The organism is Streptomyces sp. NPDC037242, assembly GCF_055604165.1.
Genome location: NZ_JBVJUY010000008.1, coordinates 152,030 through 176,180 on the forward strand (window position 1 = coordinate 152,030; position 24,151 = coordinate 176,180).

The 24,151-nt window shown below is 69.6% G+C and carries 22 protein-coding genes; 9 read left to right on the forward strand and 13 right to left on the reverse strand.

All coding sequences use genetic code 11. The features are described from left to right. Positions 1-9: 9 nt before the first annotated feature. The 6 genes from ACZ7GJ_RS12500 to ACZ7GJ_RS12525 all read right to left on the reverse strand — a co-directional run bounded on the left by ACZ7GJ_RS12500 (position 10) and on the right by ACZ7GJ_RS12525 (position 5,707). Positions 10-801 (reverse strand): hypothetical protein, encoded by a 792-nt coding sequence (locus ACZ7GJ_RS12500; protein WP_470751227.1) that lies wholly within the window; start codon positions 799-801, stop codon positions 10-12. Between the two features lie 34 nt (positions 802-835). Then, a complete protein-coding gene (locus tag ACZ7GJ_RS12505) occupies positions 836-1,426 on the reverse strand; it encodes a hypothetical protein (protein ID WP_470751229.1) in 591 nt (196 codons plus the stop codon). 29 nt (positions 1,427-1,455) lie between these two features. Then, complete coding sequence (locus ACZ7GJ_RS12510) at positions 1,456-2,667, reverse strand: mucin-2 (protein WP_470751230.1); 1,212 nt, start codon at positions 2,665-2,667, stop codon at positions 1,456-1,458. Positions 2,668-2,764: 97 nt separating this feature from the next. Further along, a complete protein-coding gene (locus tag ACZ7GJ_RS12515; RefSeq protein WP_470751231.1) occupies positions 2,765-3,106 on the reverse strand; it encodes a hypothetical protein in 342 nt (113 codons plus the stop codon). Then, the gene (locus tag ACZ7GJ_RS12520; protein WP_470751233.1) at positions 3,103-3,465 is read right to left on the reverse strand and encodes a hypothetical protein; all 363 of its coding nucleotides are present in this window, start codon (positions 3,463-3,465) and stop codon (positions 3,103-3,105) included. Before ACZ7GJ_RS12520 ends, ACZ7GJ_RS12515 begins: the two co-directional genes overlap by 4 nt. Positions 3,466-3,514: 49 nt before the next feature. Next, the gene (locus ACZ7GJ_RS12525) at positions 3,515-5,707 is read right to left on the reverse strand and encodes an alpha/beta hydrolase (protein ID WP_470751234.1); all 2,193 of its coding nucleotides are present in this window, start codon (positions 5,705-5,707) and stop codon (positions 3,515-3,517) included. 78 nt (positions 5,708-5,785) lie between these two features. On the opposite strand from ACZ7GJ_RS12525, the gene ACZ7GJ_RS12530 reads away from it, so the two are divergent. Further along, a complete protein-coding gene (locus ACZ7GJ_RS12530) occupies positions 5,786-6,031 on the forward strand; it encodes a hypothetical protein (protein ID WP_470751235.1) in 246 nt (81 codons plus the stop codon). A 36-nt stretch (positions 6,032-6,067) separates the two neighbouring features. Here ACZ7GJ_RS12530 and ACZ7GJ_RS12535 read toward each other — a convergent pair whose 3' ends face one another. Beyond that, positions 6,068-6,640 (reverse strand): hypothetical protein, encoded by a 573-nt coding sequence (locus ACZ7GJ_RS12535; RefSeq protein WP_470751236.1) that lies wholly within the window; start codon positions 6,638-6,640, stop codon positions 6,068-6,070. A gap of 283 nt (positions 6,641-6,923) precedes the next feature. On the opposite strand from ACZ7GJ_RS12535, the gene ACZ7GJ_RS12540 reads away from it, so the two are divergent. Beyond that, on the forward strand, positions 6,924-7,184 hold the full coding sequence (locus tag ACZ7GJ_RS12540) for a WXG100 family type VII secretion target (RefSeq protein ID WP_365926445.1): 261 nt from the start codon (positions 6,924-6,926) through the stop codon (positions 7,182-7,184). 75 nt (positions 7,185-7,259) lie between these two features. Here the strand turns inward: ACZ7GJ_RS12540 and ACZ7GJ_RS12545 are convergent, their stop codons facing one another. Continuing rightward, complete coding sequence (locus ACZ7GJ_RS12545) at positions 7,260-7,523, reverse strand: hypothetical protein (protein WP_470751237.1); 264 nt, start codon at positions 7,521-7,523, stop codon at positions 7,260-7,262. Between the two features lie 126 nt (positions 7,524-7,649). Between ACZ7GJ_RS12545 and ACZ7GJ_RS12550 the strand changes: the two genes are divergently transcribed. From ACZ7GJ_RS12550 to ACZ7GJ_RS12570, 5 genes are all read left to right on the forward strand, one after another. After that, the gene (locus ACZ7GJ_RS12550) at positions 7,650-8,306 is read left to right on the forward strand and encodes a hypothetical protein (RefSeq protein WP_470751239.1); all 657 of its coding nucleotides are present in this window, start codon (positions 7,650-7,652) and stop codon (positions 8,304-8,306) included. Next, positions 8,294-9,316: a hypothetical protein gene (locus tag ACZ7GJ_RS12555; RefSeq protein WP_470751240.1), complete on the forward strand. Its 1,023-nt coding sequence runs from the start codon at positions 8,294-8,296 to the stop codon at positions 9,314-9,316. The genes ACZ7GJ_RS12550 and ACZ7GJ_RS12555 overlap by 13 nt, the downstream gene beginning before the upstream one ends. 60 nt (positions 9,317-9,376) lie before the next feature. Then, positions 9,377-9,901 (forward strand): hypothetical protein, encoded by a 525-nt coding sequence (locus ACZ7GJ_RS12560; RefSeq protein ID WP_470751241.1) that lies wholly within the window; start codon positions 9,377-9,379, stop codon positions 9,899-9,901. Between the two features lie 75 nt (positions 9,902-9,976). Continuing rightward, a complete protein-coding gene (locus tag ACZ7GJ_RS12565; RefSeq protein ID WP_470751243.1) occupies positions 9,977-10,648 on the forward strand; it encodes a hypothetical protein in 672 nt (223 codons plus the stop codon). Positions 10,649-10,696: 48 nt separating this feature from the next. Further along, entirely contained in the window at positions 10,697-12,079 is a 1,383-nt protein-coding gene (locus tag ACZ7GJ_RS12570; RefSeq protein ID WP_470751244.1) for a PE-PGRS family protein, read from the forward strand. A gap of 33 nt (positions 12,080-12,112) precedes the next feature. Here the strand turns inward: ACZ7GJ_RS12570 and ACZ7GJ_RS12575 are convergent, their stop codons facing one another. The 4 genes from ACZ7GJ_RS12575 to ACZ7GJ_RS12590 all read right to left on the reverse strand — a co-directional run bounded on the left by ACZ7GJ_RS12575 (position 12,113) and on the right by ACZ7GJ_RS12590 (position 19,632). Beyond that, entirely contained in the window at positions 12,113-12,958 is an 846-nt protein-coding gene (locus ACZ7GJ_RS12575; RefSeq protein ID WP_470751245.1) for a hypothetical protein, read from the reverse strand. Positions 12,959-13,040: 82 nt separating this feature from the next. Continuing rightward, a complete protein-coding gene (locus tag ACZ7GJ_RS12580) occupies positions 13,041-17,492 on the reverse strand; it encodes an FtsK/SpoIIIE domain-containing protein (RefSeq protein WP_470751246.1) in 4,452 nt (1,483 codons plus the stop codon). A gap of 183 nt (positions 17,493-17,675) precedes the next feature. Then, positions 17,676-18,503: an MBL fold metallo-hydrolase gene (locus ACZ7GJ_RS12585; RefSeq protein ID WP_470751247.1), complete on the reverse strand. Its 828-nt coding sequence runs from the start codon at positions 18,501-18,503 to the stop codon at positions 17,676-17,678. 265 nt (positions 18,504-18,768) lie between these two features. After that, positions 18,769-19,632, reverse strand: coding sequence for a menaquinone biosynthetic enzyme MqnA/MqnD family protein (locus ACZ7GJ_RS12590; protein ID WP_470751248.1), 864 nt, complete (start codon positions 19,630-19,632; stop codon positions 18,769-18,771). 237 nt (positions 19,633-19,869) lie between these two features. On the opposite strand from ACZ7GJ_RS12590, the gene ACZ7GJ_RS12595 reads away from it, so the two are divergent. Then, the gene (locus ACZ7GJ_RS12595; RefSeq protein ID WP_007265804.1) at positions 19,870-20,073 is read left to right on the forward strand and encodes a cold-shock protein; all 204 of its coding nucleotides are present in this window, start codon (positions 19,870-19,872) and stop codon (positions 20,071-20,073) included. Between the two features lie 188 nt (positions 20,074-20,261). On the opposite strand, the gene ACZ7GJ_RS12600 is transcribed toward ACZ7GJ_RS12595, so the two are convergent. Beyond that, positions 20,262-21,983: a lytic transglycosylase domain-containing protein gene (locus tag ACZ7GJ_RS12600; protein WP_470751249.1), complete on the reverse strand. Its 1,722-nt coding sequence runs from the start codon at positions 21,981-21,983 to the stop codon at positions 20,262-20,264. A 249-nt stretch (positions 21,984-22,232) separates the two neighbouring features. Between ACZ7GJ_RS12600 and ACZ7GJ_RS12605 the strand changes: the two genes are divergently transcribed. Next, the gene (locus tag ACZ7GJ_RS12605) at positions 22,233-23,036 is read left to right on the forward strand and encodes a thioredoxin domain-containing protein (RefSeq protein ID WP_470751251.1); all 804 of its coding nucleotides are present in this window, start codon (positions 22,233-22,235) and stop codon (positions 23,034-23,036) included. The last annotated feature ends 1,115 nt before the right edge of the window (positions 23,037-24,151 follow it).

The following is a 24,151-nucleotide window of genomic DNA, read 5'->3' on the forward strand; positions in this document are numbered from 1 at the left end:
ACTGCCGTTTCAGGCGAGCTCCGAGCCCTCCGGCAGGAGGTCGGCGATGGCCTGCCACAGCTCCTTGGCGTTGGTGCGCCGGACCCGCAGCGGGCTCTCCAGGGTGACCTCACCCTCGCGCACGGGCTCCGCGGGCAGCTCCCGCACCCAGTAGCCCTCCAGGCCGCAGTCCCAGACCGCCAGGCCCGTGAAGGTCGGCTCGGCGTTCTCGACGTGGGCGTTCTTCCACACCACCGTCATCCGCCACATGCAGTTGAGCTGCGCGAGCACCTCGACGAGGCGCGCCGGGGCGCCGGTCTCGCGTACGACCGTCTCGGTGTCCACGACCCCCTGGCCGGCCTCCATGCGCACCATCAGCGCGTCCAGCTCGCCGGTGGTCGAGTTGATCACCTCGGCGAGGTCGGCGCCTTCCACGATGTCGTCGTGCAGGTCGATGCTGCGGGCGAGGGCCGGCACGAGCAGCGGGGCCTCCACGGGGACGTACTCGGACTCGGCTTCGCCGGGCCAGCCCTCGTGCGTGAAGACGAAGTCGTTGCCGATGACGGCGCCGCACTCCATCAGGCCCTGGTTACCGGTTATCTCCGTACGGACGATGACGCGCGGCGCCAGCAGGGTGGAGACGAGGGGGTAGAGGTCCCCGACGATGTTTCCCTCGTCGCCGACGATTCCGGCCGACCGGAGTTCGGCCAGTGCCGTTTCGAGTTCGGCAGGTACCGCGTCCTCCTCCACGAGGAGGCCGAGCACGCTGATGTGGGAATCGGCGAGGCGCAGTCGACGTCGGGCCGTATCTATCGAAGGCATGTCACATTCCTTTGGAACTAAGTCGGTTCAGTGCTCAGAAGTCCGGCAGATCAGCCCGGCTCAGCATTCGGCCGGGAAGGGAATACAGAGCGCCTGCGAAGGTGAGATTGCGCGTGTACATGCTCTGCAGGGCTATCGCCAGAGCGACATCGACGTTGTCGATGTTCCCCTCCGCCACGCCGGAGATCGTCCGGGGATGTCTCCACTCGGAGCGGGTCGTGGTGACACTGGCGCCGTCCCGCACGAGCGCGTGCCGGCGCTTGCCGGCGAGTACCTGGTAGCGGTAGTCGCGCCCGCAGACGTTGATGCGCAGTGCGCGCCCCCGCCGCGTCACGGCCAGGCGCCGGCGCTTGAACATCGCCGGCCACTCGTTGACGTTCAACTGCATCTCGGCCATCCGCAGGTGGTTGCGGAAGCCTATTGCGGTGAAGGTCACGGTCGGGAAGTTCTCCCCCCAGGCCGCCCCGAGAAGCAGGTTGAGGTTGCGGTCGACCCGCTCCAGCGGGAACTTCAGCTCGACCGGTCCGAAGCCGGGCACGATTCCCGACCAACCGTGGGTGGACGTCTTGTAGACGAGCCCCTCGGTGGTACCGGCATGGGAAAGTTCGAAATGGATCGTGGTCATCCGGCGCCCCTCAGTCGAATCGGTTGAGTTTAGTCGAATGGGTTGTATTTGCTCACCAGCTTCTTGGCGCCATCGGCCAGCTTGCCCGCACCCTTCGAGATCGCCTCGCCTGCCTTGCCCGCCGCGTCCGCCACCTTGCCCGGCCACTTCTTCACCGTGTCCCAGTTGTCCACGATGGAGGCCACGCCATAGACAATGCCTGTCACCGCGACAGCACCGATCGTGATCGGGTTCGGCGCGATCATCGCCGCCGTCAGGGATGCGTTGAAAGCCACACCCGACACGTCCGCCACGTATCCGGCCTTGTCCTTCTTGAAGGCCTCGACCGGGTTGCCCTTCTGGTAGAGCTCGAAGGCCCCCACGCCCGTGGCGACGACACTGCCCGCGATGCCGGCACCCCGCCAGAACCCGGCCGTCCGCAGGGAGGTCCCGGCACCTGCCGCGAAACGGGACAGGAGACCGCCGTTCGCCTGGCTCCCCGCATTCAGCCCCACCCTGATGAGACTCGCCTCGTACGCGTGCAGGCGGCCGCCGAACACCTGGGCAAGACGCTCATTGCCCGCGAGGAAGTTCAGCAGGGGAGGCGGGATGAGCCCGCCGAGGCGCGCGCCCTGGAGGCGTACCGCGGCCGGCAGCAACGACGAGCCGTTGCCCCTCAGGAGCTGCGCCAGTGTGGTGCCCGGCGCCTTGAGCGGAGTGCCGCTCTTCACGAGCTTGATGAGGTCCCAGGCCGCCTTGCCCCCCTTGAACAGGGCGCCGGGTGCCGACTGTACGAACTCGACGAGGTCGTAGTAATCGGCGACGACCTCGCCCATCTTCTTGTCACCGGTGATCTTGGCGACGGCGTCGCTCTTCATCCGGTTCTGCCACTCGGTGTACGTCTCGCCCTTCTGACGCTTCACCCAGTCGAACTTGCCGTCGTCGGCCAGCGAGGCAGCGCCCGCCAGGATCGCGAGCTGCGGGTTGAGCGCCAGCAGCGCCGCGTCCTCGGCCGAGAAGCCGGCCCACAGGAAGCCTCCCGTCGGGTCCCCGTTCTCGGCCTTCAGGATGCCGGCCCGCTTGCGCAGGTCCGGCGCGGTTTCCGTGTTCCAGCTCTGGATCGGCCGCAGTGGCCCGAGCTTCGCCGTGACGCCGAGTGACGAGGCGCGCGTGAACGCCTCGGCGATCTTGTCCTGCGATCCGCCCTTGCCGTCGAGCAGCTTCGCGAGCTGCTCGAGGTCCTGCGGATTGGCCTTCCTCATCAGCTACTCCCCCGTGCGAACATCCGTGCAGTCCTACAAACTGCCCAGCATAGTCACGAGGTTGGGACAAGTAGACAACCGGCCTCCTCTTTTCGCGTCACCGCGAGGGAGCCACGCTCCCCGTGAACGTCAGCCCGCGGCTGGAGGCGTACAGCCGTCCCCTGCCCACGCCGTCCTTGAAGATCCGGGCGGACCGGTCGTCGCTGTCCGTCGCCTCGGGGGCCACCCGCCAGCCGCGTTCCGCCAGGTACTGCGTGCTCGCCCGCAGCAGTGTGCCGTTGGACGCCGTCTCCTGCGGGTCCCACCCCGCGATGCGGGCCGAGTCGCCGTCGAACTCGTCGTCCGGATACACGGCGCTCGGCGACGCCGCCCTGATCGCGGCACGGATCTCCGCGGACAGCGTCCGCGCCGGGTCGGTCACGTCCTCCGGGCCGCTCACGCGTCGCCCTCCAGCACCCCGGCGAAGGAGACCGCGGGCGGCTGCACGGCGAAGGAACCGCTGCCGAGGCCGGGCAGTACGGCGTACAGCGCGGGGCCGGCGGCCGCGGGGGCCGGATCGCCCTCGGTCTCCTGGAGCGTCCAGCCCGCCTTGCCCAGCACCTCGACCAGAGCGGCCGTCAACTCCTGCACCGACCGGGTCTCGGACTCGTCGAAGGCGGTGAGCGAGATGGCCTCCGGCCCCACGGGCGAGGGCACTTCCACCAGCGTGGCGTCACCGAGCACTCGCTTGAGGACCGCCCCGGCCTCCTTCACGAGCCGGCCGCGATCCCTCTTGGCCTGTCCGCTGTCCTGTCCCATGCCCTGTCCCACCAGTCCTTCCCGAGTCCCTGCACACCCCGCCGTGAGCCTATCCACCGAAGAACTTGACGACGCCCTTCCCGATGTCGATGCCCTTGTCGATCGCCTTGCCACCGGTCTCGGCCGCGGACCTGGCGATGTCGCCGCCCTTGTCCACGATCGTGTTCTTCGCGTCGTTCAGACCCCCGGCGATGTCGGGGACCTTGTCGAAGATCTTGTCCTTCGCGCCGTCCGCGATCTTCCAGATGTCCCCGGCGTTCTCGCCCGCGTTCCAGGGCCGTACGAAGGTGTCGCCGAGCTCCAGGACCACCTTCCCGCCGTCCTTGAACAGCCCGTCCGACAGCTCCTTGGTGTCGTTGTAGATCTGGGCGCCCTCCCTGCCCAGCTCCGTACCCAGCTCCCTGACGTGCCCGCCGATCTCGGTGGCGCCCTGGTGGACGATGTCGCCGAACTGCTTCACGTCGTTCGCGATCCGGTCGACCTCCAGGAGCTTGACCACCGGCCAGGTGACCGCCCCGAGCAGCTTCTCCGAGGCGAGCTCCGCCGCCTTGCCCGCCGCTGCCGCGACGAAGTCCGGCGCTCCCTTGTCCTTCACCGCCTTGTACGTCTGCTTGTACGCGACGTTGCCGGCGAGGTCGTTGATCTTGCCGAACATCTCGTCCGGCGGGACCCGGTCCAGCATGTTGTATTTGCCCAGGACCGAGTGGACCTCCACCAGCAGGTCCTTCACACCGATCCGCCCCGCGAAGTGGGCCTGCACGGCCGCGTCGAGCTCGCCGCCCATCTTCACCACGACGTCCGGCGGGACCTTCGCGTGCAGGAAGCCGACCATCTCGCGGGCTTCGGCCGCGCCGATCTGCTCGTCGTCGAGGGAGGTGTGCGTGAAGGTCAGGGGCTTGGCGTCGCCGCCGTAGAAGATCCGCTGCATGTTGGCCAGGGAGCCGGTCTTCCCGTCGTAGTACTGGGAGTGGCCGCTGGCGCCGTCGGTGGCGAGACGGGTGATGTCCTTGAAGTCCGCCGGGTCGTTGCCGTGCCCCTGCGTGTACGAGACCCAGTCCCCGGGCGCCCGCATGGCGAAGAACTTGGTGTTCGGCATCTTGAAGTCGGCGACGGAGTTGATGTTGGGCCCGAGGCCCGGGCTTCCCATGAACGTGACGTTGTCGACGTTGGTCAGGCCCGCCTGCAGCGCCTTGCTCGTGACCAGCGTCCCGTAGCTGTGGGCGAAGATGTCCAGCCCGGCGTTCGGCTTCAGGTTGACGGATATGCCCTGGCGGAACGCGTTCAGGGCCGCCCCGCCCGCGAAGGCCTTGGCCGGGTCCACGGAGTCGCCGAGCTCAGGGGTGTCGTAGCCGAGCCAGCTCACCACGGCCGTTCCCGGCTGCTCGACCCCGTTCTCGTCGGCGACGAGCTGGTAGCCGCCGCTGGAGAAGCCGTTGAAGTTGTCGAGCCGGTTGGTGATGCCCGGAACCCGGAACGCGACGTTGTCGGCGTTCTCCAGATCGCCCACGACCTCGGCGATCCGGCCGTCCGGGAAGGGCGAGGACTTGGGGTCCGCGGTCGAGCCGAAGTTGGGGTCGAAGACGAGGAACTGCCGCGGAACCTCGACCTTTATTTTCTGGCCCGTGTTCGGGTCGAGCACCGTCTTGACGCGCGGGTTCATGAAGCTCCGCAGCGTGTCCACGCGCTCCTTGGTGCGTTTGTACGCGCCGTCGGTCGGCTTGAGCGTCGCCAAGTAGGCGGCTTCTTTGGTGTATTCCGCCTGGATGGTCAGCCGGTTCGCCGCGAAGCGGACATTGACCGGTACGCCGTCCAGGTTTCCGACGAGCAGCGGATCCTCGGCCGCGAGCGCCGCCTGCTGCGCGGGAGAGAGCTTGGCGAAGTAGTCCTTCACCGCCTGGGCGCGCTGCTGCGGAGTGCCGTTCTTCTGCTCTTCGAGAAGAGCCTTCAGTTCGGTCTGGAACTTCTTCCCCGCATTCGGGTCGCCGGCCACACCCGGAGGCAGCCCGAACGCCGCGAGGGTGTCGAAGGGCGATTCGGAGGGCGACCGCAGGATGCCGGCGCGACGCCGCAGGTCCTTGGCCGTGTCCCCCAGCCAGGAGGCGATCGCGGGCAGCCCCGCGACGAGCCCGCCGGCTTCGAGCGTGGACGCCCGGCTCTTCAGCTGGGGAATCGCGCCTGCTTTGCTGTCCAGCGATTTCGCCAGTCGGTCGAGCATCTCCGGATCCGCAAAAACCATGGCCATGGCGGCGTATCGTAATACCGCCAACAGCGGCATGACCAGCGAAGCGATCAACCAAGGGAAGATTCGGGGCGATTTGCCATGGGCGCGAACGATGCAGTCGATTTGCGGAAACTGGCCGCCGACATCCGGGTCCTGCTCGACGAGCCCATCGAGATCGCCGCCGACCGCAACGCGAAGGCCGACGAGCAGTGGCAGGGTCCCACCGCGACACACGTTCGCGGGGAACTCTCCACGCGAAAGGCGCGCCTGGGAACGATGGCCACCGACCTGGAGAAGGAAGCCGGAAACCGGAAGGACAAGACTTCCGGAAACCAGCCCAGCTGACGGCCGGAGCCGACCGTATGACCCCTGCCCGCCCGCTTACTCCTTCATGTACTTCGGGTTGCGGAGGCAGTCCGTCTCGATGACGGCCGAGAGCTTCGGGATGACCGCACCCGATGTCGTCTTGAACGGGTAGGCGATGACCATGACGGTGCCGGAGCCGGGCAGGTCCACGTACTTGATCACTCCGTCGGGCTTGCCGACCGGTGCGCTGTCCGCCCGCTGGCCCGCCTTCCACCCGCCCTGACTTGTGAGCCGGCCCACCACGCCGCTCGCCAGCTCCTCCGGCGAGCGCGTGTCCGAGGCCACTCCGGTCAGGTCGACGTCGAAGGTGGACCTCACCTTGCTGGCGTCCTTGCCGTCGAGGAGGTCGGGGCCTCCGCAGTCCGCGTTGCCCCGCAGTTCCTCCTGCGGCTCGATCTCCGGCATCGCCGGCTTCATCGCCTCCCGGACGCCCGGGAGCATGGCGTCCAGGGCTTCCTGGTACGTACGCCCGCCCCGGTCGCCCTTCTTCGACGATCCTGACCCGGAGCCGGGCGACATCGAGCAACTGGAGACCGCCGCCACCACGAGAACGGCGTACGAGATCTTCCGAATGGTCCCGGTACGCAACTGTTCGTCACCGCCCTGTTTCCGTCGGCCACTGTGGTCCCTGCCGGCTCAGCATAATCACGGATGCCCGTACGGATGCCCGTACGGATGCCCGTACGAGGGCGAACGCCCCACGGCACCGGAGCGCCCCGCCCACCCGGCGCCCCCAGTGTCAATCCCCTGATTTGACCTCAGATCGGCCTCAAGATTCGAACAGGACTCTCTGGAACGGCAGAAGGTGCGATAGCGTCCCCAGGTGCAAACGCACCATCAGTGACACCAGAGCGATACGGGGAGGGCCGCCATGGATCGTGGCGCAGATATCAAGCAGCTCAGGGACCTGGCCAAGCTGTTTCACAACAAGGCCGGGGATCTGCAGACGCTGATCAACAACCTGAACTCTTCGACCTCCGGCAGCACCGGCTACTGGAAGGGTCCGAAGTCGGACCAGTTCCGCCAGGAGTGGGAGACCGCTCGCGGAACCTTCACGAAGTGGGTCGACACCCTCAACGACGCCAGCAAGTCGGCGTCCACCAGCGCCGACAACATCGAGCGCGCCACCTGATCCGTCCCACGGATCGGAAGACTCACGAACGGCGGGGCGTCCACCTCTACAAGGTGGGCGCCCCGCCGTCGTGGATCACGTCTTGGGTTGCTTCTGAAGCTCCTTGGCCGCATCCGAGCTCTGCTGGGCCTCCTCGCGGAGGGACTTCGCCACGTTGCCGCACGTCGTGTGCCAGGTGTTGAGCTTGCCCCGCACGTCGGTGGCGTTCGGACCCTCCCAGGTCTTCATCTGCCCCGTACTGAAGTTGCGCGGCTGATCCATCATCTTCTCGATGTGGTCGGCGAGCGACCTCAGTGCTCCAGCACGCTGGTTGAGTTCTTGAATGTCCGGGTTACCCATGGCAGCTCCCCCGCTGTCTCGACAACGGAGCCAGCATATCGACGCGGTGGGCACGCGGCTGTCCACCTCGTGCCATGATCTGATGAGATCCTTACCTAGCTGATGCAAACGTTACGGAAGTTGACCATGATCGCGCGAAACCGGGCCGGTCTCACCGCCCTCGCCGCCCTAGTCGCCTCACTCTCCCTGACGGTGACGGCCTGCGGCGGCGACTCGAAGCCCCCGGCCGAAAAGATCGCGGGCGTCGACAACGCCCCCTCAGCCTCGGCCTCGCCCAGCCCCTCGGCTCCCGTCGGTGCCGACCGCCCGAAGCTCACCCTGCCCGCAGACGACGTTCTCGTCTTCGAGGGTGAGAGCACCGGTGATCCGAAGATGGACGCGGTGCTTCGCGACAACGCGGAGCACATACGGGCTGTCGACGACGCGATCGCGCGCCAGGACCCCAAGTCCGCCGCCGTGGCCTTCTACACGAAGGACACCGCCCTGGTGGACACCACCACTTGGATCAACGGCTTCATCAAGGACGGCAAGACCGTAACGGGCACGGTCCGGCACTTCGCCCGGAAGGTCACCTTCCTCAAGGACGGGGCCGCCGCTGTTACCTACTGCGCCGACGAGAGCAAGGGCTACACGAAGGACCTGAAGACGGGCAAGGTCGACGCCACACCTGCCACCAAAAACTCCTACGTCTTCTACAACGAGCGTCTCGAACAGAACGACAAGGGTGTCTGGCAGACGAGCAAGACGATCTCGGAGCGAGGGTTCCAGGCATGCCAGCCGTGATGCGCGGGCGAGCCGCGGCCATAGTTCTCCTGGGCGCGCTCGCCACCGCCCAGGCCGTCCCCGCGGCTCACGCAGACCGGGGTGACGGAAGCAAGGGCGGGGCGAAGGGCGGCCAGGACGGCCAGAACATCACCGCCGAGACGAAGATCCAGGTCAGCACCCCGGGTGACCCCGGCTCCGCGAAGACCGGCACGCTCAGCTCCGACGACGGCAACTGGACTCCCCCGGCGTGCTGGTACGAGCCCGCCTTCTCCCCCAAGGAGATCGAGGCCCGGGTCAAGGCCATCGACGGCCTCCCCCTGGTCGGCGACATGTTCGCCGGAGTCCTCAACTCGTACTACAAGGACGGCACGCCCTACAAGGACTACAACCTGGACAAGCAGGGCCAGGGCATGTTCTGGGCGTCCGTGGTGAACCCCAAGCGCAAGGACGACCCCGCGGCCACCTCCTGCGACAAGCTGCCGTTCTGGGTCGCAAACGGCGCCACCCCGAGCGAACCGCTCGCCGTCAGCCCCCAGGTCCTCGCCGGGTACGCGTACGACGAGCTGCGCCTGCCCGACACCACGATCACCATGAAGCCGGGCGACAAGTCCACCGTGAACCTGCCCACGTGGACCTGGCTCGACAAGTCGACGTTCAAGCCCGTCTCCGTGACGGCCAGCATCCCGAACTCCGGCCTGTCGGCGACCACCACCGCGACCCCGGTGTCACTCAAGCTCGACCCCGGCACGGCCGACGCCCGGCTCCACCCGGCGAGCGGTGTCTGCGCCATCGCCGCGGACGGCAGCATCGGAGCCCCGTTCAGCCAGGACAAGGCCAACCAGACCCCGCCCTGCGGTGTCACGTACCTGCGCGCCACCACCGGCTCCGGCCCGCACAAGCTGCGTGCGACGGTGACCTGGAAGGTCGAGTGGCGCAGCAGCACCGGCCAGGGCGGCGCCCTGCCCAACGGAACCTTCGGCACGTCCCAGGACGTCACGGTCCAGGAGATCCAGTCCATCAACCGGTAGTCGCCTGCCGGCCACCAGCGCCGGCCACCGACCGCCCCGAGGCGAACCGAGAGAGACCACGTGTACGTCGAAAAGCTCCCCAAGACCTGGTCCGCGATATGCATCGGCCTCTACCTGGCCGGTGTGGCCGCCATGGGCGTCGACTCGATCCCCGAGGACACGGGGCCGTGGCTCGCCGTCTCCGCCGTCTTCCTGCTGGTCCTGCTGCCCTGCCTCGCCGTGCCGATCTCGAAGCGGATCTACAACCGCATCCGCATCGACCCCGCGCAGGGCACCCTGCGCGTCGGCCGCGAGCGCTTCCCCCTCGCCTCCATCCACCCGGGCTCCGTCCAGGTGGCCCTCCAGCAGGCGGTGCCGGGCATGGCCATGCGCTACGCCTCGTCGGCGTCGAACATCGACGGCATTCCCGGCCTGCGGGAAACGGAGTGGAACACGCCGCGCCTCGTCGGCGGCGGCTGGGCCGTCCCGATGGGCATGGACTCGGTGGTCCTCACCACCCGCGAGGGCAAGGCCCTCACCATCGCCACCCACGACCGCACGTCATTCCTGACCGCCCTGGCACGGGCCACCGGCGTCGCCTACTGACCGCCGATACACGGAGCGACAGTCACACGGTATGAATGGTCGGTCAGGAAACACCCCGGTACCTGAGGAGGCGTAGTGGCTTTCGGAAAGAGCAAGCCCGTCGAGGAACCGCCGGTGGCGCCCGTCGCCTGGGAACGGGTACGGGACTTCGTCGTCGGCAACACCGAGCGCCCCGTCACCGCCAAGCGCCGCACGAGCACGTTCGGGCCGCTGGCCGTGCGCGTACCGAAGAACGGCAAGGACCTCCGGATCTTCGCACCGTGCGCCTTCGTCGGCCGGGTGGACGAGGGCTACGCGCTCTACGAGGACGCCGAGTCCCAGACGTTGCTCTGCCTCATCGACAAGGACGGCCGGGAAGTCGACGGCGAGCGCCACCACGACGTCCACGACGGACAGGGGCAACTCATCGGCACCCTGCGGCGGATCCCGCCCCGTCGCCTCTTCAAGCACACCTGGCGCATCGACCAGCCCGGCCACCCTCCGGTCGTCGGGCGCAACGAGTGGGTGAGCGGGGACGCGAAGGGGTTCGCGACGCGGGCGCTGGACAAGGGCCTCTCCGAGGTCTTCACCGCCGTCACGAGCCTGGGGGCGGAGGGCGGCGACCGGCCCTCCAAGCCGCGCACCCTCGAATGGCGGGCCGACGACAAGGTCGTGATGGTGTCGCAGGGCAGCGAAAAGGTCACCGTCAAGGCGGACTGGTTGGACCGGCGCCTGGCATTCGCATTCGCCCTCGTGGGTGACCGCTGAGGGGCCTGAACAACTCCATTCGCTCATGAAGTCACGGGGGGACAGCACATGAGAAACGCGAATCCTGACGACCTCGACCAGTTGGCCAAGCTCCTCGACGGGCGTGGCGGGGCCCAGGACAAGGTGGACGAAGCGTTCACCAGGGCGTCCAGTCTGGGCGTGACCAGCAAGCTCGGCTCGTTGCGGCCGCTGCGCGCCTGGGTGCACGACACGGGTCCGGACCTGCGCAGGCGAGCCACCATCGCCCGCCTGGAGGACGGTGACCCGGAGGCCGGACTGCGCTGGGCCGGCTTCTCGCCCGAGGAGCTGAAGGCGTACCAGGGTGAGCAGATGTCGCCCGATACGCTGCTCCTGGCCAACTCGGTGGCGGCCAGCGAGGACCCGGCGGCGTACGAGTTCAAGCGCCAGCCGAACGAGAAGCTCGCCGACTGGATCGCCCGGCTGGAGGGCCACGCCCTCGCGAAGCTGCCCGGCCTGCAGGGCCACGAGGAGACGATCACAACCCTCGTCAAGATCTTCGGCGACTGGACGGCCGTCACCGCCGCCACCGCCGTGGTCACCATCCACGGAACCTCGCTGACCAAGGTCCTGGTCGGGAACAGCGTCCAGAACGGCGCCGCCCGCACCTGGAAGATCAGGGTCGGCACGATGCTGCGGGGCAGCAACAGCGAGTTGCTGCGCAAGGGCGGCAACAAGATGATCCAGTGGGCCCCCAAGATCCGGTCCGTCAGCGCTCCCGGAAGCTGGCTCCCCGGACAGTTGGGCAACGCCTTCAATTCGAGCTCCGTCTACCAGAACGCCAGCGGGGTCCCCGGCACGGCCGGTGTCCGGGGCGACCTGTTCGGCAGGGCCTGGGACGCCTTCCGGGCGACGCCCGTGGTGCAGAGCCTGAAGGCCAACGGCGTCATCGACTTCATCGTCGGTTCGGACGAGATGGCCAAAGCGTTCGGCGGCGCCACGCACGCGGGCACGCCGGTCGCCCGGGCCGGCCAGGCGAGCCTGTACACCGTCTTCAAGAATGCGGCTGCGGCCGCGCCGGAAGGCTCGTCCGCCTTCCGCACGGGGCTCGCGGCATCGTCCAAGACCGCGGGCTTCCTCCGCGGCGCCGGCGTCGTCGGCGGCGTCGCCGCGACGGGCCTCAGCATCGCCAACGTCGCCTCGCAGGGCAATCCCGTCAAGGCCTTCCAGCGGGAAGGCGCCGGCTACGTCGCGGACGTGGCCGAGGTGGGCTTCAACGCCTCGCTGACCCTGGCGATGGTCGCGCCCAACCCCTTCACCATCGGTGCGGCCGTCGTCTTCGGCGCCGTGTACGGCGGTGCGAAGATCGTCGAGCACTGGGACGACATCAAGGCAGGAGCGGGCAAGGCCAAGGACTGGGTGAAGGACAAGGCCAAGAGCGCGGTCAAGAAACTCAACCCGTTCAACTGGTGAGGCCTGGAGTTACGGGCGGGTTCCGCCGGGGCCTCAGGCCCCGGCGGCCTCGTCGATCATCTCTTCCTTGTCCGGCAGCAGGTCCGTCAGCTTGTCCCAGACCTCGCCCGCAGTGCTCCGTACGACGACCAGAGCGCTCTGCGGCGTGACCTGGCCGGGCATGATCGGCTCCTCGGGCTGCTCCCTGATCCAGTAGCCCAGCGGTCCGCAGTCCCAGGTCGCGAGGGCGCGGACCATCGCGGTGCGCTCGCCCTCGTAGGTGCCGTCCCAGGCCGTCGTGACCCGCCAGGTCGCGTTGAGGGCCAGGACCAGATCCAGGAACTGGTCGAGCGCGGCGCCCTCCAGGGTGCCGTCCGCCTCCACGGCCGCCTTCCGGGCCAGGTCGCGGGCGGCCTCCTCATTGCCCGCGGCCTCCTCGACCGCCACGAACACCGCGTCCAACGCAGCCATGTTGGTCTCGATGCGGGTGACTGCGGGCTCCGTACGGTCGCGCTCCCCACGGTGCAGGTTGACCTTGCGGGCCAGGTCCCACACCAGGGTGGTGGGCTCGATCGAGACGTACTCGGACTCTTCCTCGCCCGGCCAGCCGTCGTGGGAGACGACCGCGTCCCTGCCCACCACGACACCGTGGTTGATCGGGCCGTGCTCGCCGGTGATCTCCACCTGGACCATGAGGACGGGCTCCGACAGTGCGCCGAGCAGGTCCCGCAGGAGCGGGGCCAGTTCGCCCTCTTCTCCCACGAGGCCCGTCCGCTGGAGCTCCACGAAGGAGTCCCACAGCTCGTCCGGCGGGGTCTCACCGTCCATGAGGTGTGCGAACACCGCGATGTGACGGTCGGCCAGCCTCAGGCGTGCCCGGGAACTGTCGTACGAAGGCATGTGGTCGTCCTCCCCCTACGGCTTGCGCCGCCAGCTGTCATAAAGACGGTTCAGCATATCCACGGCCCGCCGGCCGCATCCCTCAGCCCTGCATCACGCCCTGGACCGGGACGAACGAGCCGCCCGAGGCGAACAGGCCGCTGCCTGCCGCGCCGCCGCCGGTGTTCGACGGGAGGCGCAGGCCGAACAGTTCGCCGTCCTGCGAGCTCTGCGGGGTCAGCAGCAGACCGTTGCGCGACTTGCGCGCCGCCGTCACGAAGCCCCGGTACTGCGAGTTCAGCGCGTCCGTCGTACCGGCCGTCAGCAGGCCCAGCCCGCCGTCCGCCCCCTTGCGGAGCAGGGCCTCCAGCGGCTCGTCCAGCCGGGTGTCGTAGAGCAGTTCGGCGTCGTCGGCGACCACCACGTACGGGCGCCCCTCCGCCTTCTCCACCAGCTCGGCCAGGTCCTCCTCGCGGCTCTCCGCGTTCAGGGAGCCCAGCACGCCCGGGTGCCCCTCCAGGTCCCGCAGCGGCGAGCGCCGCGGGGTGATGAGCACCAGCGGGGTGCCCGACGCCAGCAGCGACTCCGCCGCGCACACCAGGGCCGTGGAGCGGCCGGACTTCGGCGGACCGGCGATCACGAAGCCGGGGCCGGACTCCTCCAGGTCGATGCCGAGGGGGGTCAGCTCGTCCCCGCCCACCGCGAGCAGCGCCCACAGCGGCGACGGCGCGGTGAACTCCGGGTCCAGGTCCAGCGCCTGGCGGGCCGTGATCCGTACCGGCAGCGCGTCGACCCGCATCGGGCGGCGGCGCACCGGGACACGGCCGTACCGGGCCTGCACGGCCTCGGTGATCTCCCGCAGCATCCGCACCTGGGCCTGGCCCGACGGGTCCGGGTCGAGCAGCGCGATCTGCGTCTCGTCGATGCCCGTGTCGGTGATCCGCAGCGCACGCCCCGGACCCATGTTCTTCGGGACCTCGCGGGGGTGGATGCCGGCCACGGAGTAGTCGTTGGGATCGGCGAAGCGCAGGATCAGCCGGTCCACGAACGCGGAGGCCACCATGCCGCTCAGGCCGCTCCGGTCGGCCGTCATGACCACCTTGAGGCCCACCGCCGAACCCTCGCGGAAGATCCGCTGGACCATCTCGATGAGCTGGCCGTAGTTGTAGCTCTCGAAGGACGAGACGAAGCCCTCCCAGCTGTCCAGCAGCAGGACCATCCACGGAAGGCGGTCCTCGGGAGCGGCCGCCGCCCGCTGTTCTGCCGCGCTCGACGCCCCCTCCATGGCGAGCAGTTGCTGGCGCCGGCTGATCTCCGTCAGCAGCCGGTCGATGAGCCGCCGCACCCGGTCGGGCTCGTCACGGTTGACGACCGCGCCGACGTGCGGCAGCCGTACGAGCGGCAGGAGCGCGTTCGACCCGCAGTCGATCCCGTACACGTGGACGTCACCCGGGTCGGTGGCCCGCGCCAGCGCACCGGCCAGCGTGCGCAGGGCCGTGGAGCGGCCCGAACGCGCGCCGCCGGCCAGCATCGTGTGCTCGCCGCTCACGAAGTCGAGCCCGAACGCCGCCCGCGCCTGCTGCGCCGGGAGGTCGGTGAGGGCGTATCCGATCGGCGGTACGTCCCCGTGCACGGGCGCGGCGGCCGGCTGGGGCAGGTCCTCCAGCGTCACGTGCTCGGGCAGCGGGTCCAGCCACGGGCTGCGCGGCGCCGGGAAGCCCATCGCCTCCGAGCCCGACCGGACGGCGTCGACGAGCACGGCGAGGTCGGTGACCATCGTGCCGTCGTCGCCCGTGTCGGCCGCCCTCGGCAGCGGACGGCTGTACGAGTCCCAGGTGAGCGGGATCAGGTTCGCCTTCGGGCCGCTGTTCCCGGTCGCCGGGCGCCGGCCACCGATACGGGCGGACTGCACGCCCACGAGGGACTGCGCGCCGGAGCGCACGAAGGCGCGTCCGGGGGTCGACTTGGCGATGGCGCCGGAGTCGGGGGCGTCGATGACGTCCTGGGACTCGGTGCCGTCGGTCACGCGCAGTGCGATGCGGAGGTTGGTGTTGGCCCGGATGTCCGCGCTGACCACACCGGCAGGGCGCTGCGTCGCGAGGATCAGGTGCACGCCCAGCGAACGGCCACGCCGCGCGATGTCGACGAGACCGGCGATGAAGTCGGGGAGCTCGGCGACCAGCGAGGCGAACTCGTCGATGACCAGCACCAGTCGGGGCATCGGCTCCAGCTCGGGGCGCAGCTTCCTGGTGTCGTTGTAGTCCTCGATGTCCTTCGTGCCCGCGTTGAACAGGATCGTCTCGCGGTGGTGGAGTTCGGCGGCGAGCGAGGCCAGGGCCCGCTCGGTCAGGTGGGCGTCGAGGTCGCTGACCATGCCGACGGTGTGCGGGAGGCGGGCGCAGTCCATGAAGGCGCTGCCGCCCTTGTAGTCGATGAGGACGAAGTTGAGGGCGTCCGGCCGGTTGGCCACGGCCAGCGACGCGATGATCGTCTGGAGCAGCTCGGACTTGCCCGCGCCGGTCGTACCGGCGATGAGGGCGTGCGGCCCGTCCCGCCGGATGTCCAGGGTGAACGTTCCGTCGGCCGCGATGCCGATGGGCGCCGCGGTCGTCGAACCGCCGGCCCGCCAGATCCTCTCGATGTCGTTGCCCGTCGGATCGGGCATGCCGAGGAGGCTCAGCAGCCGGGCCGCCGTCGGCAGGGCCCCGCCCGCGTCGTCGCGGCTGACGTCGCGCACCGGCGCCAGGGAGCGGGCGAGCAGCTCGCACCACTCGGGTCCGACCTGGTCGGCCAGCACCTCGCCGACGGCCTCCAGCCCGCTGCCGCGCAGCCGTACCCGGGTCGGCGACTCGTACGTCCACGCGACGACCGCCGCGCACTCCTCGGGGAGCACCCGCTCGTCCTCGTCCAGGCAGAGCGCGAAGATCCCGTACTCCGGTCCCTCCTGGAGCAGCTGCGGCACTCCGGGGACCCGGCGCAGGAGCCGCGCCCCGTCGAGCACCAGCAGCACGAACGGGTCCGGGACCATGCCGCCGCTCATCGAGCTGTGGTCCTCGCGGGCGGCCTTGCGCCGGGCCAGCTCGTTCAGGAGCTCGTTCACGCGGCGGGTGATGGCCTCGGAGTCGGATCCGACCAGGGCGACGCAGTCCTGCCCCAGCTGGGGCGAGGTGTGCGGGAGCCAGTGGGCCCAGGCCCAGTCTGCGCCGGACTCGCGTACGGCGGACAGCACGACCAGCGACAGATCGCGCGGGCTGTGCAGCACCGCGGCCTGTACGGCGAGCCAGCGCACGCTGGCGAGGGCGCGGGCGCGGTCGCCCGCGACGCCGACGACGCGCAGTTCGGCGAGCGGAAGGGTGACCGGTACGTCGGCCAGCAGCGGCGGCGCCGGCTTGTCCTCGTCGTACCCGCCGCGGGCCATGGCCAGGTCGACGCCGGCCGGCAGGGCCCCGACGCCGATCCGCAGCTGGAGGGCGTCCACGTCGGTGATCCGGCGCTCCCACAGGCGGCGGCGCGGTCCGGTCGCGAACAGCAGCACCTCGGCGGGGTCGGGGCTGTCGGCCCGACGGTGGGCCTGGTCCTGCTTGCCGATCCGGTCCAGCTCGGCCTCGTAGGCGGCGACGTCCTTCTTGTACTGCTTGACCGAGGTCTTGTTCTTCTTCTTGCCCTCGCGGTTCTCGCTGATCCACTGCCCGAGCATCATGATCGGAGTCATCGCGCAGAAGAGCAGCATGTAGATCTGCTTGGTGACGGCGAACATCACCAGACCGAAGATCATCGGGGTGAAGGCCGCGATCATCTGGAAGCGGGCCTTCTCCGACTTGGACGGCAGCACGGGCACGACCACCCGGGGCCGCGGCCGCAGCGGCGACAGCCGCGGCGGACGGTTGTACGCGAGCCCGCCCTCGCCCGTCGCGGACAGGTGCGCGTCCGGCTCGCTGACGGCGTCGAGCACGAGCAGCGAGTCCCCGGCCCGTACGAAGGCCCCCGGCGGCCAGGCCTGGGTCCCCTCGGCCTCTTCCCCGTCCAGCAGGATCCCCGCGCCCGCCTCGGCCTGGAGGGTGGCGTTGCCCTTGACGTCGATCGTCACGCGCGCGGCGAGCGGGGCCAGCGCGCCGTCCGCCACCGGCACCGTGCAGGTGGGGGCGGAGCCGATGGTGGCCGTGCCGACGCCGAGGCGGACCACCCGGCCCGCCGCCGGGCCGGCGGCGATCCGCAGCTCGTAGCGGCCCGCGGGCTCGCCCCGGCGCAGCAGCGGCCCGATCGCGTCGTCCACGGAGACCCGCATGCCGTCGCGCAGGATCCCCGCGGCCGGGGTCCCCGGCTCGCAGCGCCGCCCGTCGGCCCACAGGGTCGGCCCGGCGGGCGCCTGCCGCGCATGACCGCCGTGCAGCGGCACCACCACCTCGCGCACCCCGGCGCCCGGAGCGAACCGGGCGACGCCGAAGGCCGAGGCCAGCGTCTGCGCCACGTCGCGCGCCGTCGCCGAATCGTCCGCATCGACCACGACGTCCTGCGGGGGTATTCCCCCCTCTACGACCGTCACCCGGACTCGCATGCCCCGTCCCCTCACCGTCAGCGCGTGCTGCGCCGCCCACCCACTCGGTTCTCGCTGATCAACCGAGGCTAGTGCCTGCGCGGAGCGGCGGGAACCGCCGCCCACGGCAAGCTGCCGCCCCGGCGGCGCCCACCGCCGCCGGGTACGGCCGGGTCGTCATCCGCCGCGCACCCCCGGTGACGGTCAGCGACCGGCGGCGCCCGCTCCGGCGGGCTCGAAGCCGGCGAGCATCTGCTCCAGTGCCTGCTGGTCCGGGCCGACGAACGGTTCGAGTCCCGGGGCGAGGCCCACCGTGTCGAGCATCCGGGCGATGAGCCCGAGCCCGGAGGCCGGCGGCAGGTGCGTGGAGAAGACGTACTCGGGATCCATCTCCTTGATCGGCCGGACGGTGGCGAGGAACTTCTCCCGGTCGACGATGGCCGCCCAGGGGCTGTCCACCGACGCCCAGAACAGCTGCCCGGCGCGCAGTTCCTCGGGGCCGACCGCGCCGGCCTCCCCGTCGGCCGCGAGCTGCGCGTCCGGCATCGGTGAGCCGAAGCAGTCGGAGCTGAAGCAGGCCCGCGCGCGGTCGTCGTAGAAGCCCACGGTCGCGGGGTTGTCGTAGAGCGGCGGCCGGAAGCCCGTCAGCGAGCGGTCCCCCACGTCCAGGACCTGGCCCGGGTTGAGCATGAGGACGCGGTCCATCGGCAGCGGCCGCTCCGTGGACATCGCGCCCGCGCCGAGGAAGGTGGTCACCACGCGGGCCTGCGGGGCTGCCTCCAGCAGGGCGAAGATCCCGCCGGTGTGGTCGCGGTCGGGGTGGGTCAGCCAGATCCACCGCACGTCGGCGGGGTCGATGGCCTCGGCCAGCGTCTTGAGGAAGTCCCGGTCGGGCAGGCCCAGCCCGGTGTCGACGACGACTGGCTCACGGGCGTACAGGACGAACGCGTTGACCGGGATGAAGCCGGCGCCGGGCACTTCGAGCGCGTCACCCAGGACGCTGACGTCCCTGCTGACTCTGCGAGTGGGCATGGCGGAACTCCCAAAGGCCCCCTGGGTGGGCACGCTCGCGGCCGCCGGGACTGCCGTCCCTCGCTCCATCGTGACCCCGCGCGGGCCCCGCCGCACGCCTGTACGGGAATGCCGGTATTCCCCCGCGGACCGCCCCCGAATGCGAAAGGGAACGAATTCCCGGCAACCGGAACATTCCGATTTCCGGGATGCGGAAATCGATCAGGGAACGGGTCGGGAGTGACCGAGGGGACGCCTGGGCATAACCCGCTGGGCATAAGCCGCGTTAATGGCTCGGGCGGGGCACCTTCAGGAGCTCCACGGCGACATCCGCCGGGTATCCCGTCGTGGGACCGGTACGCCGCGCGAATTCCCGTACGCCGGCCAGCTGATCGGGGCCGAAGCGGAAGTCGAGCGTGGTGAAGTACCGCTCCAGCAGTTCGGCGTCGAAGGCCTCCCAGCGGGCCGCCTGCTCGGCGACCTTGCCGACCTCCTCCAGGGACACGTCACGGGAGGCGAGGAAGGCCTCGTGGACCTTCTCCACGACCTGCGGCTCACGGGCCAGGTAGTCCTTGCGGGCCGCCCAGACGGCGAAGACGAAGGGCAGCCCGGTCCACTGCTTCCACATGTGCCCGAGGTCGTGCACGGTGAGGCCGAGCCGGGGCGCGTCGTGCAGCGAGGCCCGCAGCGCGGCGTCGCCGATCAGCACCGCCGCATCGGCCTCCTGCATCATCAGCCCCAGGTCAGGGGGGCACGTGTAGTAGTCGGGCCGCACCCCGTACTGCTCGGCGAGCAGCAGCTGGGCGAGGCGTACGGACGTACGGGAGGTCGAGCCGAGGGCCACCCGGGCGCCGTCGAGCTGCTCCAGCGGGACCTGGGAGACGATCACGCAGGACATGACGGGGCCGTCGCAGCCGACCGCGAGGTCGGGGAAGGCGACGAGCTCGTCCGCGTTGCGGAGGAACTCCACGAGCGTGATGGGGGCGATGTCGAGCTCCCCCGCGACCAGCCGCTCGCTGAGCTTCTCGGGGGTGTCCTTGGTCAGCTCCAGGTCCAGCAGCGTGCCGGTTCTGGCCAGGCCCCAGTAAAGGGGCAGGCAGTTCAGGAACTGAATGTGGCCGACGCGGGGCCGGCTGTGAGAGACGTCCACATCGCGAGACTAGCCCCCGCATCCACGTCAGCCCTCTGCCGGGTCTCAAACGTCCGGGTGACGTGATCTTTCCCTCTGGTCTCGCCCGCAGGGTGCGTGCTAGGCTCGCCCCAAGTTGCAGTTTGGTTTCCCTTGCAGTACGAGGCCTGCGGAGAATGTGACCCGCAGGCTTTTGTAGTTTTCAGACTTCTTAGCAGGTTCTGGAGCAGGGCGACCCTTTGGCCCATAGGAGGGCTCATGGCTACCGGAACCGTGAAGTGGTTCAACGCTGAAAAGGGCTTCGGCTTCATCGCCCAGGACGGCGGCGGCCCGGATGTCTTCGTCCACTACTCCGCGATCAACGCCTCTGGCTTCCGCTCCCTTGAGGAGAACCAGCAGGTCAACTTCGACGTCACGCAGGGTCCGAAGGGCCCGCAGGCGGAGAACGTCACCCCGGCCTAGTCGCCTGGGCCAACCTAATCGCGGTTGGATAAGCATTACCCAAGGAGCCCTGTCTCTTCCGTGCGAGCGGAGAGACGGGGCTCCTGCCTTTTCCCCTCTCCGGAGGGGCGGGGAAAAGGCGAACGGCGAGGGCCCCCGCACCGTGAAGACGGTGCGGGGGCCCTCGCCGTTGCCTGTTGCCGACCGGCCTACTGGGCGGCCTTCGCGGCGCTCGCCGTCGCGCTCGCGCTCGGCGACGGGCTCGGCGCCGGGGTCGTCTCCGGCTTGGCCGTGACCTTGAGCTCCACGAGCGCGAAGACCTTGTCCGAGATGCTCACGCGCAGCGTGTACGTACCCGGGGCCACGTCCGTGGTGAACAGCTCCGGCAGGGCGATCTTGCCGTCGGCGCCGGTCGCCGGCAGCTCCAGGGTGGTCAGCTTCTCGCCGTCCGTTCCCTTGAAGAACGGGCCCTTCGCGGTCGCCGGGTCCACCGGGACCCACTCCCCGGCCGCGTTCTTCTCGACCAGGCCCGCGGTGGCCTTCGCCAGCGGAACCGGCTTCTCCTTGGCCGTGGCCAGGAACGTCAGGCCCGTGAAGCTCTTGCCGGCCTCCGCCTCCGGCACCTTCGGGCCCTCGTCGGTACGGACCAGCAGGTCCGCGACCGGGACCGGCTTCGGCGTGACGGAGCCGGTGAGCTTCGTCGTGAGCTGGCGCGAGGCGTCGTACGCCGTGGCCCGCAGGGTGAAGCCGCCCGCCTTGAAGCCCGCCTTCAGCGCGGGGACCGCGGCGACGCCCTGGGCGTCGGTGGTGACCACCGCGAAGTCCTTGCCGTCGGCCGTGAAGGCGGTGCCGCCGGTGGTGTCGTCCTCGACGGCGAACACGACGGTCTGGCCGACCGCCGGCTTGCCGTCGCTGAGCAGCGCCTTGGCCTTCGGGGCCTGCGCGAAGGCGGACTCGGCCTCGGCCTTGAGCTCGGCGGCGTCGAACAGCTCCAGCTTGTCCAGGTGCGCGGCCGGCGTCGGCTTCTCCGGCGGTACGGTCGGCGGCACCGGAGGTGTCACCGGCGGGGTGACCGGAGGCGGGGTCACCGGCGGCTTGGAGATCGGCGGCAACGGGGTCGGCAGGGTGCCCGGCGGCGTCGGGGTCGGGTAGTTGCCCGCGGGCGGGTTCGGCACCTGGGCCGCGCCGGCCTGGTACTGGCGCATGTACCCGAGCACGGTGTTCACGTACTCGCGGGAGTTGTTGTAGCTCAGGACCGCGCGGTCGAGCTGGCTCGCGTCCGAGAGGTTGCGGCCGCCCGCGCAGAGGTAGAGGCCGGCACCGAGCGCGGCGTCGTAGATGTTGTTCGGGTCGCGCTTGCCGTCGCCGTTCCCGTCCGCCTTCCAGGTGATCCAGGTGGAGGGGATGAACTGCATCGGGCCGACCGCGCGGTCGTACACGGCGTCCGCGTCCCACTCGCCCTTGTCGGTGTCCCGGATCTCGGCGAACCCGTTGCCGTCCAGGCGCGGTCCCCGGATCGGCTTCTCGGTGTACCCGTCGGCCTTGAGTCCGTAACCGGAGGCGTGGACGGACTCGACCCTGCCTATGCCCGCGAGGAGTTGCCAGGGCAGCTTGCAGCCGGGAAGGGCCGCGGCCACCGAGATCTCGGCTCTGCGGTAGGCGTCGAGGGCGGTCGCGGGTATGCCGCTGGCCGCCCCCTCGGGGGTCGTGGCACCCGGCGGCAGCGGCGGGTCCGCCACCAGGTCGGGCAGTTCCAGCCGGGCGTCACCGCGGTCGGTGGCCTGCGGGCTGTCCGGAGTCGGCTCGGCCTCCCCGGCATCAGCGGTCGGTGTGTTGGTCACGACCGCGGCGGTGGTCAGGCTGGCCGCGAGCGCGGCGGTGCACAGGACCTTGCGCGAGGTGTTGACGAGGTGACGGTGAAGAGGCTTCACAGTGCGGCGATCCCCCCAAGGCTGCCGTCATGCGTACTAACGCAAACTTGAGCGGCCGATCGGGCCGCTCATATTCCCTGTCTATCAGGTATTCGGAAGCGACTCGCCGTCCCCCCGGCAGATGTGACGCACCATTCGTCTCGACTTCGCGCGGGCCGGAAGTCCGGAGGGGTTCAGGCCCTAAGTCCCTGCCCGAAACACCCCAATGACCCCCGGTTTCTCCGATTTCACCTCCTTACCCTGGTCGTTATGGCTACGAGCAAGAAGAACGACCAGCGGCGCGAAGCCCGCGAGCGGCTGCGCGCGGAGCGGGAGGCCGAGGTCAGGCGCGCGAAGCTGCGCGGACGCCTGATGGTCGGGGGCGCGCTGGTCGCCGTGCTCGCCATCGCGGTCGGCGCCGGCCTCTACGCGTCGAACCGGTCCACCGGATCCGACGAGGCGGCCGGCAAGCCGTTCGTCCAGCCGGCCAACACCACCGGCAAGGACGGCATCGTCGTCCCGTACGGCAAGGCCGACGCGAAGAACGTACTGACGGTCTGGCTGGACCCGCGCTGCCCGTACTGCGCGGGCGTGGAGATCGGCCTCGGCAAGACCTTCAAGGAACAGGCGGACGCGGGCAAGTACCGCGTCGAGTACCACCTCGCGACGTTCCTCGACGGCTCACTGGGCGGCAAGGGCTCCAAGCGCGCGGTGAACGCCCTGGGCGCGGCGGTGAACGAGAGCCCGGAGAAGTTCATGGAGTACCTCCAGGTGCTCTACAAGAACCACCCGGAGAAGGAGTCGGACGACAAGTTCGGCTCGACCGAGACCCTGCTGGAACTGGCCGACCAGGTCCCCGGCCTGCGGACCCCCGCCTTCAACCAGGCGGTCAAGGAGCTCACGTACATGCCGTGGGTCGACAAGGTCGGCAAGGCCTTCTACGACGAGAACATCAACGGCACCCCCAACGTCCTGATCAACGGCACGAAGATCACCGTGAACTCGGGGGTAGGCATCGACTCGATCACCCCGAGCGCCTTCGACGCCCTGATCGCGGACAAGCTGAAGAACTGAGCGGGGGGGGCGGGCGGGGGCGTCGGGGGCGGGAGTGTGAGGGCGAGTCGGGGGTGGGTTTGCGGGGGTGCTCTTGGGCGGTGGCGTTGAAGGGTTTGGGGGTTTCCCGTCAGTCCCATCGTCTCTCCGCGTCGGTCCGCCCTGTCAAGGGCGCTCCCTGCGGTCGCGTCGCTGCGCGATGGCCTTCGGCCACCCTTGACAGACCGGCCCGCCACGGAAAGACAGGACTGTCGGGAAACCCCCAAAAGAACGGGCCGGATGTCCTCCTGACCACCGATCCGGACCTTGTCGCCGACCGGCACTCCGCTGAAGGGGAAACACCCCCCAACCTGCCCCAAACAGCGCCCAGATGATCCTGTCGGGGGGTCAGGCGCCCCAAATCGCTACGCGCTCCTCACGAATGGCGTCAGCGACCCTCTTGGGTTGGACATAGGCCGCCCAAAATCGCTACGCGCTCCTCCATGACGGCGTCAGCGCCCCTCTGTGGCTGGGCATAAGCCGCCCCACGACCCAAAGGCCCTCTCACCGAACGCGACTGCGGGTTGTTGGGGGCTGAGATGGCCCCATGGGGGCCGTTGGGAGGTCGGTGGGCCTCTGACGGAGTCTGAGGTTGACGGGTCCGGCCTCACGCTCCACCTGGGGCACTTCCCACCCTCCGACAGCCCCCAAAGGGCACCACCAACCCCACAACCACCAACGACCCCAGTCGAGGGCCAGTCGCGGTCAGTCAGAGGGCTTGTTGGTCGTGGGCAGCCTATGACCGGCCACAGACGGTCGTCGGTCGCGGTCGGCGAGGAGCGCGTAGCGATTGTGGGCGGCCTATGTCCAACCCAAGAGGGTCGGAGACGCCGTCATGGAGGAGCGCGTAGCGATGTGGGGCGCCTGACCTCCCGACAGGATCATCTCGCCGCTGTTTGGGGCAGGTCGGGCCGTGTTTTGGTCCCCGAGCCCCCACCCCTGTTCTGCGACAAGGTCCGGATCGGTGGTCAGGAGGACATCCGGCCCGTTCTTTTGGGGGTTTCCCGACAGTCCTGTCTTTCCGTGGCGGGCCGGTCTGTCAAGGGTGGCCGAAGGCCATCGCGCAGCGACGCGACCGCAGGGAGCGCCCTTGACAG

Coding starts and splice junctions, on each gene's coding strand:
- ACZ7GJ_RS12510 (WP_470751230.1), bottom strand. CDS start 2,667: ATGAGGAAGGCCAATCCGCAGGACCTCGAGCAGCTCGCGAAGCTGCTC.
- ACZ7GJ_RS12575 (WP_470751245.1), bottom strand. CDS start 12,958: ATGCCTTCGTACGACAGTTCCCGGGCACGCCTGAGGCTGGCCGACCGT.
- ACZ7GJ_RS12525 (WP_470751234.1), bottom strand. CDS start 5,707: ATGGCCATGGTTTTTGCGGATCCGGAGATGCTCGACCGACTGGCGAAA.
- ACZ7GJ_RS12530 (WP_470751235.1), top strand. CDS start 5,786: ATGGGCGCGAACGATGCAGTCGATTTGCGGAAACTGGCCGCCGACATC.
- ACZ7GJ_RS12570 (WP_470751244.1), top strand. CDS start 10,697: ATGAGAAACGCGAATCCTGACGACCTCGACCAGTTGGCCAAGCTCCTC.
- ACZ7GJ_RS12500 (WP_470751227.1), bottom strand. CDS start 801: ATGCCTTCGATAGATACGGCCCGACGTCGACTGCGCCTCGCCGATTCC.
- ACZ7GJ_RS12605 (WP_470751251.1), top strand. CDS start 22,233: ATGGCTACGAGCAAGAAGAACGACCAGCGGCGCGAAGCCCGCGAGCGG.
- ACZ7GJ_RS12545 (WP_470751237.1), bottom strand. CDS start 7,523: ATGGGTAACCCGGACATTCAAGAACTCAACCAGCGTGCTGGAGCACTG.
- ACZ7GJ_RS12595 (WP_007265804.1), top strand. CDS start 19,870: ATGGCTACCGGAACCGTGAAGTGGTTCAACGCTGAAAAGGGCTTCGGC.
- ACZ7GJ_RS12550 (WP_470751239.1), top strand. CDS start 7,650: ATGATCGCGCGAAACCGGGCCGGTCTCACCGCCCTCGCCGCCCTAGTC.
- ACZ7GJ_RS12520 (WP_470751233.1), bottom strand. CDS start 3,465: ATGGGACAGGACAGCGGACAGGCCAAGAGGGATCGCGGCCGGCTCGTG.
- ACZ7GJ_RS12505 (WP_470751229.1), bottom strand. CDS start 1,426: ATGACCACGATCCATTTCGAACTTTCCCATGCCGGTACCACCGAGGGG.
- ACZ7GJ_RS12540 (WP_365926445.1), top strand. CDS start 6,924: ATGGATCGTGGCGCAGATATCAAGCAGCTCAGGGACCTGGCCAAGCTG.
- ACZ7GJ_RS12585 (WP_470751247.1), bottom strand. CDS start 18,503: ATGCCCACTCGCAGAGTCAGCAGGGACGTCAGCGTCCTGGGTGACGCG.
- ACZ7GJ_RS12555 (WP_470751240.1), top strand. CDS start 8,294: ATGCCAGCCGTGATGCGCGGGCGAGCCGCGGCCATAGTTCTCCTGGGC.
- ACZ7GJ_RS12580 (WP_470751246.1), bottom strand. CDS start 17,492: ATGCGAGTCCGGGTGACGGTCGTAGAGGGGGGAATACCCCCGCAGGAC.